Genomic DNA, 14294 nt, shown 5'->3' with positions numbered 1-14294 from the left:
GTACATGACAGCCGCTTGCGCGCCTCCGTCGCGACAGTCCCTGACTGCGCACGGCCCCTGTGGCAACGTGTCACCCCTTTCTCCCCCGAAGGAGATGCATGGCTCACGCCCTGCCGGATCTTGTCGTTATTGTGCCCCTGCGTTGTTGAAGACGGTGGGTCGTGCCATGGCCGGCCTACCGTTCGTCGTCACCTGCAACAAGGGGCTGATTCAATGCATGCGGGTCGCACCCGGCCCATGTTCGTCCAGCCAGCGCCATGTCTCGCGCAGCAGCGTACGTGCGACCGGCCAGTCGGGGCCGGCATCGCCACGCAGGCGTTCCCAGTGGTCCTCGAGTTCGAGTTCCGTATCCAGGTCGAGCTGTCCGGCATGATCCGCATGCGAGGCCGCCGCGAAGGCATAGGCACGGCACGCATCTTCCCAGGCGACATCCGGATGCAGGCGGCGGCGCCGGCCGTAGTCGTAGGCCGTGAATGCGGTGAAGGCATCGTCGGTCATGGCGCTCGAATGGCGGGGTGCCTGCCGAAGCGTGTCGAGTTGTTCGCGATAGAGGTGGCGGTTCATGGGGAGCTCCTGATCACGATGACGTGGTATCGCGGGAGGCGTTACCCACGGGTGAGAAATGCCTTCAGAGTCCGATCACAAAGCTGAGGCAGGGGCTGCCTGTCAGCAGGCAGTCAGTCTCAGGGATTGAGACGCGGCACGGTTCTGATGGCGCACACGCCGCCGAGAGTCCGCCATGCCCGCCCAGACATCCCTGATCCGCCGTCACGCCACCGATGCAGCGCTGCTGCCCGTGAACGCAGCCGATGGCCGTGCCCTGGCGGAGCGGCTCGCGGGCAAGTACCACGATCGCGTGACCGGGCAGTTCGTCATTCCGGGGCGTGAAGGGCGGTACGAGCCGCTGCCGGCGGATCTGCCCGTGGAATTGGCCGAGGCGCTGCGCGCGCGCGGCATCGGCCAGCTGTATTCGCACCAGGCCGAGGCATGGCGGCATGTGCAGGCGGGTGGACATCTGGCCGTCGTGACGCCGACGGCATCGGGAAAATCGCTGTGCTACACGCTGCCGGTGGTGGCGTCGGCGCTGGCGAAGCGGGGCAAGGCGCTGTACCTGTTCCCCACCAAGGCACTGGCGCAGGACCAGGTCGCGGAGCTGCTGGACCTGAGCAGGGCCGGTGACCTCGGCCTGAAAGCCTTCACCTTCGATGGCGACACGCCCGGCGATGCGCGGCAGGCGATCCGCCTGCACGGCGACATCGTGGTCAGCAATCCGGACATGCTGCACCAGGCCATCCTGCCGCACCACACCAAGTGGGCGCAGTTCTTCGAGAACCTGCGCTACGTGGTGATCGACGAGGTGCATACATACCGCGGCGTGTTCGGCAGCCACGTGGCCAACGTGCTGCGCCGGCTGAAGCGTGTATGCGCGTTCTACGGTGCAACGCCGCAGTTCATCGTCTGCTCGGCCACCATCGGCAACCCGCAGGCGCACGCGGAGGCGTTGCTGGAGCTGCCGGTACATGCGATCACCGACTCCGGCGCGCCGACCGGCGAGAAGCACGTGCTGTTGTGGAATCCGCCGGTGGTCAATCCCGACCTGGGCCTGCGTGCGTCGGCGCGCTCGCAGAGCAACCGCATCGCGCGGCTGGCGATCAAGGCGGGGTTGAAGACGCTGGTGTTCGCGCAGTCACGCACGATGGTCGAGGTGCTGACCAAATACCTGAAGGATGTGTTCGACAGCGACCCGCGCCTGCCGGCGCGCATCCGCGCCTACCGCGGTGGCTACCTGCCGACCGAGCGGCGCGAGGCAGAGCGCGCGATGCGCGATGGACGCGTGGACGGCATTGTCTCCACCTCCGCGCTGGAACTGGGCGTGGACATCGGCAGCCTGGATGCGGTGGTGTTGAACGGCTATCCCGGTTCCATCGCCGCGACGTGGCAGCGCTTCGGGCGGGCGGGGCGTCGGCAGCAGGCATCGCTGGGCATCCTGGTGGCCAGTTCGCAGCCGCTGGACCAGTACGTGGTGCGGCATCCGGAGTTCTTCGCCGACAGCCCACCGGAACACGCGCGCATCGCACCCGACCAGCCGATGATCCTGCTGGACCACGTGCGCTGTGCTGCTTTCGAACTGCCATTCCTCGCCGGCGAGCCGTTCGGGCCGGTGGATCCGTCCCCGTTCCTGCAACTGCTTGACGAAGACAGCGTGGTGCATCGCGAAGGCGACCGTTACGAGTGGATCGCCGACAGCTATCCGGCCAATGCGGTCAGCCTGCGCTCGGTGGCGGATGGCAACTTCGTGGTCGTCGACCGTACCGACGGGCGCCAGGTGATCATCGCGGAGGTCGATTTCAGCGCCGCGCCGCTGACGTTGTACGAAGGCGCGATCCACATGATCCAGTCCACCCCGTACCAGGTGGAGCGGCTGGACTGGGAAGGGCGCAAGGCCTACGTCACCCGCACCCACGTGGACTACTACACCGATGCCATCGACTACACGAAACTGAAAGTGTTGGAACGCTTCGACGGCTGCATCGCGGGGCAGGGCACCTGCCACCACGGCGAGGTACACGTGGTGCGGCGCGTGGCCGGCTACAAGAAGATCCGCTACTACACGCACGAGAACATCGGCTACGGACCGGTGAACCTGCCGGACCAGGAGATGCACACCACCAGCCTGTGGTGGCAGCTGCCGCCGGCGCTGCTGGAATCGGCCTTCGAATCAAGGCAGGACGCGCTGGATGGCTTCCTCGGCGCAGCGTACGCGCTGCATATCGCGGCCACCGTCGCCGTAATGGCCGAAGGCCGCGACCTGCAGAAGGCGGTGGGCGACGGTGATGGTGCGTGGTTCGCATTGCCGGATACGCAGGGCCGCGGCCAGCTGCGCGGAACAGACAGCCAGGTGCTGTCGCCGGTATCGGGTGAGCGCTTCGTGCCGACCGCCTATCTCTACGACAACTATCCCGGCGGCATCGGCCTGAGCGAGCCATTGTGGCGACGCCAGCGCGAACTGGTGCAGCGCGCGGTGCAACTGGTGTCCGCGTGCGACTGCAAGGCCGGCTGTCCTGCCTGCGTCGGTCCGGTGCTGGCGAACGACGAAGACGCCGGGACCACGCCGCGCGCGCTGGCGGTACGCGTGCTGCACCTGCTGGACGCCGCATGAGCGTCAGCCTCGAAAAACTGCAGCGGCTGCGACGCCAGGCAGGGCACGGCAGCGCCATGTCGCCATCCGTGCCGCTGCCGCCGGAGCATGATCCCTTGCCAGCGCTGCGGCGCATGCTGGGGACCCGTGAACGCGCGCGTCCCGCCGTGACGACGCGTAGCTGCGATCGTGCGTTGCCGGGCGACGAGGTCGCACCTGGATTGCTGCAGTTGGAGCAGGTGCTGCCGTTCGACGAGGCGCCGTCCCATGTCGACGGCAGCTTCGCGCGGGTCGGCAACTTGCCCACGCAGGGCATGCTGTTCTTCGATACCGAGACCACCGGCCTGTCCGGTGGCACCGGCACGCGCGCCTTCATGGTGGGCGCATCGGATTTCGTGCCCGGCGGCCTGCGCGTGCGCCAGCTGCTGATCACCCACCTGTCGGCGGAGCCGGCGATGCTGCGGGCATTCGCTGGCTGGCTGTCGGAAGACATGCGGCTGATCAGCTACAACGGACGCTGCTACGACGCCCCCTTGCTGACCACGCGCTACCGCCTGGCGCGGCAGGGCACGCCGCTGGCCGGCATCGAGCACCTCGACCTGCTGTTCCCCACGCGCCGACGTTATCGCGGCGTCTGGGAGAACTGCCGGCTGGCCACCATCGAGCGCAACGCGCTGGGCATCGTGCGCGAGGACGACCTGCCGGGATCGGAAGCGCCGGGTGCATGGCTGCAGTATCTGCGTGGCGGTGACGCAGGTTTGCTCAGGCGCGTGCTGCTGCACAACTTCCAGGACGTGGTGACGCTGGCCCGGCTGCTGATGCATCTCGCGCAACCGGATGCGGGGACAGCGGCCGCGGGGCCAGCGTTCACCTGCGCCCCGTCTTGACCGCCCGCGGCGCCGGACGGATGCTGGACGGGTCGGAGCGCCGACGATGACGCACTGCCTGTCCGCCCTGCCGCAGGAGCCGTCCCATGCACCGTCCCGTCGTCCTCTGCCTGCTGCTCGCAGGCACTTCGTTCACCGTCGCTGCACAGGGCCGCTTGCCGGCCGTCGATCGCTTCTACATCGGGGCCGGTCGCTACTGGGCCGACCACGACCTGGACACGCGCTGGGATGCCAGCGATGGCTCCAGGGGCACGCACGTCAATTTCCAGCGCGACCTGGGCTTCATCGACCGCCAGGACGCGCTGGCCTGGAACATCGGCGGCAGCTTTGGCAAGGAACGGCGGCACAAACTCGATGCCTTCGGCTACGACTACGACGATGACACCAGGCGTCTGCTGGACCGCACGCTGCTGATCGGCGACAACGCGTATCCGGTGGATGCGGCCTTCGCCGGTCGCCTGGACCTGAAGGTCACCGGCCTTTCCTACACATGGTTCTTCCATGAGGACGGGATCCGCGCGGCGGGGGTGGGGTTGGGGGCCATGCGCTATGACATCGCCGCCGACCTGGATGCCGCCGCCACGGTGGCTGGCGTCCCGGTGGCGTACGCGAACGATCTGTCCGAGGACGAATGGGCGCCCATGCTGCGCGCGGCGTACGCGCATGTGCTGTCGGCGCGTTGGCGCTGGGGCGCATCGCTGGCCTATACGCGGAAGAACGGCGGCAACGTCACCGGCGAGGCGCTGGATGCGCAGGTGGAACTGGAATACTTCCCCTGGGAGCATTTCGGCTTCTCGCTGCGCTACAACTACAACGACGTGGACCTCGATTTCGGGCGCACGCGCTTCGATGGCAACATCAACCTCAACAACCGCGGGCCGCAGTTGCTGGGCACGTTCCGCTTCTGAGTCGCGGCGCTGTCGGGGATCCACCGACAGTGGAATGTGAAGGACTGCGCATTCCCCGCATCGCGATTCAAGAACTCCCGGCCGCGGCCGACATCCTTGCTAGATTTCATCCGGGCCGCGCCTCCTCAAGCAGGGGCGCGCTTTGAAGCTTGCAAGAACGATCCAAGGGGAAGTGCTTTGCGCATTCTGTATGTTGGCGACACCGCCTGCCTGCCTGACGACCTGGCCGACTACATCGGCGACATGGGGGACGAATGGACCGTGGAGGTCGTCGCCGACGGCAAGTCGGCGATGTACACCGTCGCCAATGGTCCCGTGGACGTGGTGATGGTGGGCCCGGCGCTCGCCGACCTGCCACCCGCCACGCTGCTCGGCCAGATCCGCACGCTGCGCCCGGAGACGATCCGCATCGCGTTGCTGGAAGGCGCCGCGGAGAGCCTGGCCGCGCCGATCAAGCTGATCGGCGTGGCACACCGCTTCCTGCCGCTGCCTCTGTCATCCGAGACGGTGCTGGAAGCGATCCACAGCCTGGAAGAACTGCGCGACCTGCTCGACAGTCCGCGCCTGCGTCGCGCCATCGGCCGGGTCGAACACCTGCCGTCGCCGCCGCACCTGTACTTCGCACTGACGCGTGCGCTGGAAGAGGATGAAGGCACCGCCAACGACATCGCCAAGCTGGTGGCCGGCGATCCCGCCATCGCCGCCAAGGTGCTGCAGCTGTGCAACTCGGCCTATTTCTCCAACGGCCGTTCCATCACCGACCTGCGCGCTGCCGTCACGCGACTGGGCCTGGGCACGCTGCGCGACCTGGTGCTGGCCAGTGAGGTGTTCTCGATGAAGACCGCTTCCAACGTCGACCGCAGCGTCCTGCAGCAACGCGCATTGCTGGCCTCGCGGCTGGCGGCGAAGATCCTGCCGCGTACCAGCTCCGAACTGGGCGCGACGGCGGCGTTGCTGGCCGACATCGGCCTGCTGCTGCCGGGTGTGCGTGACGAGCGCGATACGCCGGCTGCCGAGGACGACGACCGCCCCGGCCATACCGAAGCCGGCGCCTATCTGCTGGGCCTGTGGGGCCTGCCGATGCCGATCGTGGAGGCGGTGGCCTTCCATCGCCAGCCGCAGCGTTCCAGCCTGCGCAGTTTCTGGGTGCCGGGCGCCGTGCACGTGGCTGGCGCGCTGGCCAGCAACGAACCCGTGGACGAGGGCTACCTGAAGTCGCTGGGTGTACTGGATCAGTTGCCCAACTGGCGGCAGATGGCCGAGACCATGGTCGAGCGAGCCGAAGAACAGGCGGCCTGACGCTTCATCCGATGCCACGTGCGCGCCTGCGCACGACATGACCGCCTGCGATTCCATGCCTCTGTCACGTGGAACGCGGCCGCTCGGGAAGTCTTGGCGGTCATTCCAGCGCAAGCTGGAATCCATTGCCGGCCAGTGATGTCCGTTCTTCCCGTACATCAGGGAAGGCAACGGCCAGATGGGTCCCAGCCTTCGCTGGGACGACGGTGTCGAGACATGTCCGAAATCGGCGCCTCACTGCTCTGCCGTCATTCCAGCGAAGGCGGGAATCCATTGCCCGCCAGTGATGTCCGTTCTTCCCGTACATCAGGGAAGGCAACGGCAAGATGGGTCCCAGCCTTCGCTGGGACGACGGTGTCGAGACGTGTCCGAGATAGGTGCGTCACCGTTCTGCCGTCATTCCAGCGCAAGCTGGAATCCATTGCCCGCCAGTGATGTCCATTCTTCCCGCACGTCAGGGAAGGCAACGGCCAGATGGGTCCCAGCTTTCGCTGGGACGACGGTATCGAGATGTGTCCGAGATAGGTGCGTCACCGCTCTGCCGTCATTCCAGCGCAAGCTGGAATCCATTGCCGGCCAGTGATGTCCATTCTTCCCGTACGTCAGGGAAGGCAACGGCAGGATGGGTCCCAGCTTTCGCTGGGACGACGGTGAGTGCGTCGCCGTCAGCGGCCGTACGCGGGAGAGGGCTCCTGCACCTTGCCCGGAGCCTTTGCGATGATCCGTGGGCGTAGCCACGCGGCGAATTCCGCTTCGCCGAGGCTGCCTTCGGACAAGCCGAGGTACTGCGGATAGAGCTCGTGGTCTTCGGCCGACAGCGCGCCGCCATTGAGCACGATGAAGACTTCGCATGCCACGGCCGCCATGCGCTTGTTGCCGTCCACGAAAGGATGGTTGCGCGCCAGGCCGAAGGCGGTGGCGGCCGCCAGATCGGCCAGGTCCGGCGCAGGCTGCCCGTAGGCGTGCAGCTGTCTGGGACGCGCGAGCGCCGATTCCAGCAACCCCTCGTCGCGGATGCCCGTCGCGCCACCATGCTCGGCCAACTGGCGGTCATGGATGGCCAGGGCCAAGGCCCGGCTGATCCAGACGATCATGGGCGCCGCGTCACTGGGCCAGCTTGTTGAGCAGGGTGCGGCGACGACGCATGACCTGCTCGGCAACCTCCATCTGCTCGGCCAGGGTGGGGTCGTAGACGGTCAGGCGGATGCCGTCGGGCGTCTCGAGCGCGTGGAGTTCATCGCCTTTGTCCAGGCGGAGGCGCGACAGGAGCTCCTTGGGCAGGATGACACCGGCAGAGTTGCCGACTGTGGTGATCTTGAGCTTCATGGTCGCCTCCTTGGCGTTATAACCGTGGTTATATTGAAGCGTGTGGGGCTTGGAGGCAAGCCGCACGTCTTTCTCGCCATGTGAGACCTTAGGGTGTACAAATGTACACCCATGAACCCAGTCGATCTTCCTCCCCAACGTGCCGCCGTCCTGGCCTTCCTGCGCCGGGAACTGGCGGCCGGGCGCGCGCCGAGCCTGGCGGACATCGCCTCCGCGTTCGGCTTCGCCTCCCGCAATGCCGCGCAGAAGCATGTGCAGGCGCTGGTGGCCGACGGCCTGCTGGAACAGGCCCCCGGCCAGAAGCGTGGCCTGCGCCTGCCCGGCGGCATGGCCGACCTGCTGCCGCTGCCGGTGCTGGGCCGGGTGGCTGCCGGCCAGCCGATCGGGGCCGACATCGGCCTGGATGAGCAACTGTGGCTGGATCGCCGGCTGTTCTCGCCGCAGCCGGATTACCTGCTGAAGGTGCAGGGCGATTCGATGATCGACGACGGCATCGTCGACGGCGACCTGGTCGGCGTGCATCGCACGCCCGACGCGCGCGACGGGCAGACCGTCGTGGCCCGCATCGACGGCGAACTGACCATCAAGCGCCTGCAGCGCGAACGCAAGCGCATCCGCCTGCTGCCACGCAATCCCGCGCATGCGCCCATCGACGTGCAGCCCGGGCAGGACTTCGCCATCGAAGGCGTGTACTGCGGCCTGGTCCGGCGCGGCTGACATGGGCGCCGTCGTCGCCCTCGACACGCTGCTGGCCGCACGCACGCTGTGGCATGCCGGGCGCAGCGCGGCCATCGCCGCCGATGGCGAGCCCACCGGCCACGCCGCGCTCGACACGCTGCTGCCGCAGGGCGGCTGGCCGCGCCGCGCGTTGACCGAACTGCTGCTGCCCGCCGACGGCGTGGGCGAACTGGCGCTGCTGCTGCCCACGCTGGCACGGATGACGCAGGCGGGTAGCACCGTCGCGTTGATCGCACCGCCATACATCCCGTATGCCCCCGCCTGGCAGGCCGCGGGCGTGGACCTGGCGTCGCTGGAAATCATCGAAGCTGCGCCGCGCGATGCGCTGTGGGCGTTCGAACAATGCCTGCGCAGCGGCGCCTGTGCCGCCGTGCTCGGTTGGCCGGTGCATGCCGATGGACCCGCCTTGCGACGCCTGCAGGTGGCCGCCGATAGCGGTGAGTGTCTGGGCTTCGCGCTGCGCGACCGCCGCCATGCGGCCAATCCGTCGGCCGCCGCGTTGCGCGTGGAGGCCACCCGCGATGCGCAGGGCGGCACGCACTGGCAGGTGCGCAAATGCCGCGGTGGCCCGGCGCCTGCGCAGTCGTTCGCGCTGGTTGCGCATTGAGGCCTGCGCATGCTCTGGGCCTGTGTACTGCTGCCGCAGCTGGCGCTGGACGCCGTCCTCCGGCGTTTGCCTGATCCCGATGCGCCGCTCGCGCTGGTCGGTGGCGCCGCGCAACTGCGCACCCTGCATGCGGTGAATGCGTCGGCCGCGCAGGCGGGCCTGCGGGCCGGCATGCGCCTGACCGCCGCACATGCGTTGCTGCCGGATTTCGCGATGGTCGAACACGACCCGCCGGCCGAAGCGCGCTGGCAGCGCTTCCTCGCCGCCTGGGCGTACCGCCACAGTTCGCTGGTCAGCGCGCAGTGGCCGGGTTGCCTGGTGTTGGAGGTGCGTGCGAGTTTCCGCCTGCTGGGACCGTGGCCGCGCATCGAGGCGCGGTTGCGCGAGGAACTCGGCGTGCTGGGTTTCCAGCATCGCCTCGCACTGGCGCCCACGCCGCGTGCGGCGCATGTGTTCGCCGGCCTGCGCGACGGCCTGGCGGTGATGCAGCCGGCTGCGATGGCGGACATGCTGGACCGCGTGCCGGTGCGGCGCGCGCGTCTGCCGGACGAGGCCGGCGAACGCCTGCACCGCATGGGCATCCGCGACCTGCGCACGCTGCGCGGCCTGCCGCGCGACAGCGTGCGCCGCCGCTTCGGCCTGCCGGTGCTGGAGCACATGGACCGCCTGTACGGGCAGGCCGACGATCCGCTGGCGTATTACGCGCCGCCGGATCACTTCGACGCACGCATCGAGCTCGGCTACGAAGTCGAGAACCACATGGCGCTGCTGTTTCCGCTGCGCCGGCTGATCGGCGACCTGTCCACTTACCTGTCCATCCGCGACGGCGGCGTGCAGCGCTTCGTGCTGCGGCTGGAGCATGAGGAAGGCCATACCGATGTGGAAGTGGGTCTGCTGGCCGCCGAGCGCGAACCGGCGATGCTGTTCGAGCTGACCCGCAACCGGCTGGAGCGCGTGCAGATCGAACACCCGGTCGTCGGTGTACGCCTGCTGGCGCGCGAGCTGCCGCCGTTCGTGCCGGCGGCGCGTGACCTGTTCGATACGCGACCGCAGCAGCAACTGCCATGGCCGCAACTGCGCGAACGCCTGCGCGCACGCCTGGGCGACGAGGCGGTGCACCGCGTGGCACCGGCCGGCGATCCGCGCCCGGAGCGCGCGTGGCGGCGCGTGCAGGGCGATGGCGGCCGCATCGAGCAGGCGCCGGCACGTCCGCCACGGCCGACGTGGCTGCTGCCGCAGCCGGTGCCGCTGCGCGACCCGCATCCGCGCATCGTGTCCGGCCCGGAACGGCTGGAAAGCGGCTGGTGGGATGGCGAGGACGCGCGCCGCGACTACTACGTGCTGGAAACCTCGCAGGGCCAGCGCGCCTGGGCGTTCGCGCCGCCGGGCGAGCAGGGCGGCTGGATGCTGCACGGGTGGTTCGCGTGAGTCGCGATGAGGAGCGCGGCGACTACCCGGGTGCGCACGTGCCGCGCGCCTGGGAGACCGCGTATCGGCTGCGGGCGCATGCGGCCGCCAATGACGACGCGCTGGCCGACGACGGCCTGCCGGCTTACGCCGAACTGCACTGCCTGTCGGACTTCTCCTTTCTGCGTGGCGCATCCAGCGCGGAAGACCTGTTCGTCCGCGCCAAGCACTGCGGCTACGAAGCCCTGGCGATCACCGACGAATGCTCGCTGGCCGGCATCGTGCGCGGACTGGAAGCATCGCGCGCCACCGGGCTGAAGCTGATCGTCGGCAGCGAATTCACCCTGAAGTGCGGCTTGAAGTGCGTGCTGCTGGTGGAGAACCTCGTGGGCTACACGCGGCTGTGCGAACTGATCACCATCGCACGCCGCGCCGCGCCCAAGGGCACCTACACGCTGACGCGGCAGGACATGGAGCAGGTGCTGGGCGAGGGCGATCCGGAAGCCGGCGGACTGTTCGCACTGTGGCTGCCGGCGCGCGTGCCGGAGGAGGCGCAGGGGCGCTGGCTGCAGCGCGTGTTCGGCGCGCGTGCGCACCTGGCGGTGGAACTGCACCGCGAACAGGACGATGCCGCGCGCTTGCAGGCCCTGCTCGATGTCTCAGCGCGGCTGTCGATGCCGGCCGTGGCCGCCGGCGACGTGCACATGGATGTGCGCCGGCAGCGTGTGCTGCAGGACACGATGACGGCGATCCGCCATACGTTGCCGCTGGCCGAGTGCGGCGGGCACCTGTTCCGCAACGGTGAGCGTCACCTGCGCACGCGGCGGGCGCTGGGCAATATCCATCCGGGCGAACTGCTGGAGAACGCGGTTTCGCTGGCACGGCGCTGCACCTTCTCGATGGAAGAGGTGAAATACCGCTATCCGGCCGAACTGGTGCCGGACGGCCACACGCCGGCCAGCTGGCTGCGCGAGCTGACCGAGCGGGGGATGCGCGAACGCTGGAAGGGCGATGTGCCGCCGGCCATCGTCGCGCAGATCGACGACGAACTCGCCCTCATCGCCAAACTGAAGTACGAAGCGTTCTTCCTCACGGTCGAGGACATCGTTCGTTTCGCGAAATCGCAGGGCATCCTCTGCCAGGGGCGTGGTTCTTCGGCCAATTCCGCCGTGTGCTACGCCCTGGGCATCACCGTGGTGAACCCCGGGGAGAGCCGGCTGCTGATGGCGCGCTTTCTTTCCGAGGAACGCGGCGAGCCGCCGGACATCGACGTGGATTTCGAGCACGCGCGGCGCGAAGAAGTGCTGCAGTACGTCTACACCAAGTACGGCCGCCGTCGCGCGGCACTGGCGGCCACGGTCATCCGCTACCGTGGCAAGAGTGCCGTGCGCGATGTCGCCAAGGCCTTCGGCCTGCCGCCTGACCAGATCGCGCTGCTGGCCGAGTGTTTCGGCTGGGGCAATGGCGACACACCGATGGAGCAGCGCCTGCGCGAAGCCGGATTCGATCCGGACAATCCGTTGATCCGCCGCGTGCTGACGGTGACCGCGCAGTTGCGCGGCCATCCGCGCCACCTGTCGCAGCATGTCGGCGGCTTCGTCATCAACGACGGCCCGTTGTCCGAGGTGGTGCCGGTGGAGAACGCCGCGATGGACGACCGCACCATCATCCAGTGGGACAAGGATGACCTGGAAACGATGAAGCTGCTGAAGGTCGACTGCCTGGCGCTGGGCATGCTGACCTGCATCCAGAAGGCCGTGGACCTGGTGGCGAAGCATCGTGGTTACACGATCGACCTGGCGCACGAGCCGCCCGCAGGAGACGAACCCACCTACGCCATGATCCAGGCCGCCGACACCGTCGGCGTGTTCCAGATCGAATCGCGTGCGCAGATGAGCATGCTGCCGCGGCTGAAACCGAAGAACTTCTACGACCTGGTGATCGAAGTGGCCATCGTCCGTCCCGGCCCCATCCAGGGCGGCATGGTGCATCCGTATCTGCGGCGGCGGCAGGGCAAGGACCCGGTGACGTATCCGTCCGATGGCATCGAGGCCATCCTCGGCAACACGCTGGGCATCCCGCTGTTCCAGGAGCAGGTGATGGAACTGGTGATCCATGCCGGCTACACGCCGTCGGAAGCCGATGGTCTGCGCCGTTCGATGGCGGCGTGGGGCAGGGGCGGCGACATGCAGCCGCATCGCGAGAAGATCCGCCGGCTCATGGAGGATAAGAACTACTCCTCCGAGTTCATCGACCAGATTTTCGAGCAGATCAAGGGCTTCGGTTCGTACGGCTTCCCGCAGAGCCATGCGGCGTCTTTCGCCAAGCTGGTCTACATCAGCTGCTGGTTGAAGCGGCACGAGCCGGCAGCGTTCGTGTGCGCACTGCTCAACGCGCAGCCGATGGGGTTCTATTCGGCGAGCCAGATCGTGCAGGACGCGCGTCGGGGGCAGGGCGGACGCGTCGGCATCGAGGTACGGCCGGTCGATGTGACCTGCAGTGCGTGGGACAACACGCTGGAAGGCGGTCATGCGAGACGTGGTGTCGACGATGACGGGCAGGCGGCGCTGCGTCTCGGCTTCCGCCAGATCGGCGGGCTGTCGGAGGCGGTAGGCCGGGCGATCATGGTGGCGCGCGCACAGCGGCCTTTCTCGGATGTTCGCGACCTCTGCCTGCGCGCCAATCTCGACGAGAAGGCCCGGCATGCGTTGGCGGAAGCCGGCGCGCTGCAGGCACTGACCGGCCATCGCCATGCGGCGCGCTGGGCCGTCGCCGGCATCGAGCGCCAGCGTCCGCTGCTGCCGGGCAGCCCGGAGGAGGACATCATCGAACTGCCCGCACCGACACGGGTCGAGGACCTGCTGTCGGATTACCGCATGACCGGGCTGACGCTGGGCACGCATCCGATGTCGCTGCTGCGCGAACGCCTGCGCCGGCAGCGCGTGGTGGATTCACGCCAGTTGCAGGACCTGCCGCACGGGCGCGGCGTGCATGCGGCCGGCATCGTCACCCAGCGCCAGCGTCCGGGCACGGCCAGTGGCGTCATCTTCGTCACGCTGGAGGACGAGCACGGCGTGGTCAACGTGGTGGTCTGGCCGCGCATAGCCGAGCGGCGGCGCAAGGCCCTGCTCGGTGCGCGCCTGCTGGGCGTGCGCGGACGCTGGGAACACGTGGATGGCGTGCAGCACCTGATTGCCCACGACCTGCATGATTTCAGCCATCTGCTGGGCGAACTGCAGGCCAGTTCGCGTGATTTCCACTGAGCTGCTGATGCGCGCCTTGCCTGCCCTGACCGATGACCTGTTCGCACCTGCAATGGTGCAACTGGTGGACGATGCCGAAGGCGGCATCCGCTACTGGCCGGATGCCATCGACGCCGCGACGGCGCAGCACTGGTTCGGCCTGCTGCATGCGCGCGCGGCCTGGACGCACCTGCAACGCCCGATGTACGACCGCATCGTCGACGTGCCGCGGCTGCTGGCGAACTACGCCGTGGAAGCCCTGCCGGACGACCTGCCGCTGGCGGCACTGCTGGCCTGTGTGCAGGCGAGGGCGCCGGCGCCGTACTCGCGCATCGGCATGAACCTCTACCGCGACGGCCACGACAGCGTCGCCATGCATGGCGACAAGCTGCACACCGTGGCGGCCGGGTATCCGATCACGCTGGTCTCGCTGGGCGCACCGCGGCGCATGCTGATCCGCGCCCGCGAAGGTCGGCGCGAGACAGTTGCGGTGGATCTCGCACCCGGCAGCGTACTGTCGATGAGCGATGCCTCGCAGAGCACGCACGAGCATGGGATTCCGAAGACGCGGCGAGCGCAGGGGCCGCGGATCAGCGTGGTGTTCCGGGTGAGGCCGGCATGAGGGAAGCCCTGTAGGAGCGACGTGAGTCGCGACCGTGCATGGTCGTGGCCCGCAACGCATCTGGAGCGCGCTCGAACGAAGCGTAATGGCTCACCGGGCGTGCGGTCGCGACTCACGTC

At 68.2% G+C, this 14294-nt stretch carries 12 protein-coding genes; 9 read left to right on the top strand and 3 right to left on the bottom strand.

The genetic code is table 11. The features are described 5' to 3' along the window. Positions 1-210: 210 nt before the first annotated feature. Positions 211-564, bottom strand: a complete 354-nt coding sequence (locus tag OY559_RS11640) for a hypothetical protein (protein ID WP_277726418.1) — start codon at positions 562-564, stop codon at positions 211-213. Positions 565-739: 175 nt separating this feature from the next. On the opposite strand from OY559_RS11640, the gene OY559_RS11635 reads away from it, so the two are divergent. From OY559_RS11635 to OY559_RS11620, 4 genes are all read left to right on the top strand, one after another. Continuing rightward, positions 740-3160, top strand: coding sequence for a DEAD/DEAH box helicase (locus OY559_RS11635; protein ID WP_277726417.1), 2421 nt, complete (start codon positions 740-742; stop codon positions 3158-3160). Then, complete coding sequence (locus tag OY559_RS11630; protein ID WP_277726416.1) at positions 3157-4026, top strand: ribonuclease H-like domain-containing protein; 870 nt, start codon at positions 3157-3159, stop codon at positions 4024-4026. The genes OY559_RS11635 and OY559_RS11630 overlap by 4 nt, the downstream gene beginning before the upstream one ends. A gap of 86 nt (positions 4027-4112) precedes the next feature. Further along, a complete protein-coding gene (locus OY559_RS11625) occupies positions 4113-4934 on the top strand; it encodes a hypothetical protein (protein WP_277726415.1) in 822 nt (273 codons plus the stop codon). A gap of 177 nt (positions 4935-5111) precedes the next feature. After that, positions 5112-6233 (top strand): HDOD domain-containing protein, encoded by a 1122-nt coding sequence (locus tag OY559_RS11620; RefSeq protein WP_277726414.1) that lies wholly within the window; start codon positions 5112-5114, stop codon positions 6231-6233. A gap of 665 nt (positions 6234-6898) precedes the next feature. Here the strand turns inward: OY559_RS11620 and OY559_RS11615 are convergent. Then, positions 6899-7327, bottom strand: a complete 429-nt coding sequence (locus OY559_RS11615) for a type II toxin-antitoxin system death-on-curing family toxin (protein ID WP_277726413.1) — start codon at positions 7325-7327, stop codon at positions 6899-6901. Between the two features lie 10 nt (positions 7328-7337). Further along, positions 7338-7559 carry an AbrB/MazE/SpoVT family DNA-binding domain-containing protein gene (locus OY559_RS11610; RefSeq protein WP_277726412.1) on the bottom strand — a complete coding sequence of 74 codons (222 nt, stop codon included), beginning with the start codon at positions 7557-7559 and terminating at the stop codon, positions 7338-7340. A 111-nt stretch (positions 7560-7670) separates the two neighbouring features. Between OY559_RS11610 and lexA the strand changes: the two genes are divergently transcribed. The 5 genes from lexA to OY559_RS11585 are packed head-to-tail and all read left to right on the top strand — an operon-like array spanning position 7671 to position 14175. Beyond that, complete coding sequence (lexA, locus tag OY559_RS11605) at positions 7671-8276, top strand: transcriptional repressor LexA (RefSeq protein WP_277726411.1); 606 nt, start codon at positions 7671-7673, stop codon at positions 8274-8276. Position 8277: 1 nt separating this feature from the next. Further along, complete coding sequence (imuA, locus tag OY559_RS11600; protein WP_277726410.1) at positions 8278-8904, top strand: translesion DNA synthesis-associated protein ImuA; 627 nt, start codon at positions 8278-8280, stop codon at positions 8902-8904. A gap of 9 nt (positions 8905-8913) precedes the next feature. After that, a complete protein-coding gene (locus OY559_RS11595) occupies positions 8914-10332 on the top strand; it encodes a Y-family DNA polymerase (RefSeq protein ID WP_277726409.1) in 1419 nt (472 codons plus the stop codon). Continuing rightward, on the top strand, positions 10329-13574 hold the full coding sequence (locus tag OY559_RS11590) for an error-prone DNA polymerase (protein WP_277726408.1): 3246 nt from the start codon (positions 10329-10331) through the stop codon (positions 13572-13574). Before OY559_RS11595 ends, OY559_RS11590 begins: the two co-directional genes overlap by 4 nt. A 7-nt stretch (positions 13575-13581) precedes the next feature. Next, entirely contained in the window at positions 13582-14175 is a 594-nt protein-coding gene (locus OY559_RS11585; protein ID WP_277729992.1) for an alpha-ketoglutarate-dependent dioxygenase AlkB, read from the top strand. The last annotated feature ends 119 nt before the right edge of the window (positions 14176-14294 follow it).

The sequence above is a fragment of the Pseudoxanthomonas sp. SE1 genome (genome assembly GCF_029542205.1).
Lineage (GTDB): Bacteria > Pseudomonadota > Gammaproteobacteria > Xanthomonadales > Xanthomonadaceae > Pseudoxanthomonas_A.
This window is presented reverse-complemented; position numbering and strand designations above follow the sequence as displayed.

Bases quoted from the DNA above. Each gene is read 5' to 3' on its own strand.
- OY559_RS11610 (WP_277726412.1), bottom strand. From the start codon at position 7,559: ATGAAGCTCAAGATCACCACAGTCGGCAACTCTGCCGGTGTCATCCTG.
- OY559_RS11625 (WP_277726415.1), top strand. From the start codon at position 4,113: ATGCACCGTCCCGTCGTCCTCTGCCTGCTGCTCGCAGGCACTTCGTTC.
- OY559_RS11635 (WP_277726417.1), top strand. From the start codon at position 740: ATGCCCGCCCAGACATCCCTGATCCGCCGTCACGCCACCGATGCAGCG.
- OY559_RS11585 (WP_277729992.1), top strand. From the start codon at position 13,582: ATGCGCGCCTTGCCTGCCCTGACCGATGACCTGTTCGCACCTGCAATG.
- imuA (WP_277726410.1), top strand. From the start codon at position 8,278: ATGGGCGCCGTCGTCGCCCTCGACACGCTGCTGGCCGCACGCACGCTG.
- lexA (WP_277726411.1), top strand. From the start codon at position 7,671: ATGAACCCAGTCGATCTTCCTCCCCAACGTGCCGCCGTCCTGGCCTTC.
- OY559_RS11630 (WP_277726416.1), top strand. From the start codon at position 3,157: ATGAGCGTCAGCCTCGAAAAACTGCAGCGGCTGCGACGCCAGGCAGGG.
- OY559_RS11595 (WP_277726409.1), top strand. From the start codon at position 8,914: ATGCTCTGGGCCTGTGTACTGCTGCCGCAGCTGGCGCTGGACGCCGTC.
- OY559_RS11615 (WP_277726413.1), bottom strand. From the start codon at position 7,327: ATGATCGTCTGGATCAGCCGGGCCTTGGCCCTGGCCATCCATGACCGC.
- OY559_RS11640 (WP_277726418.1), bottom strand. From the start codon at position 564: ATGAACCGCCACCTCTATCGCGAACAACTCGACACGCTTCGGCAGGCA.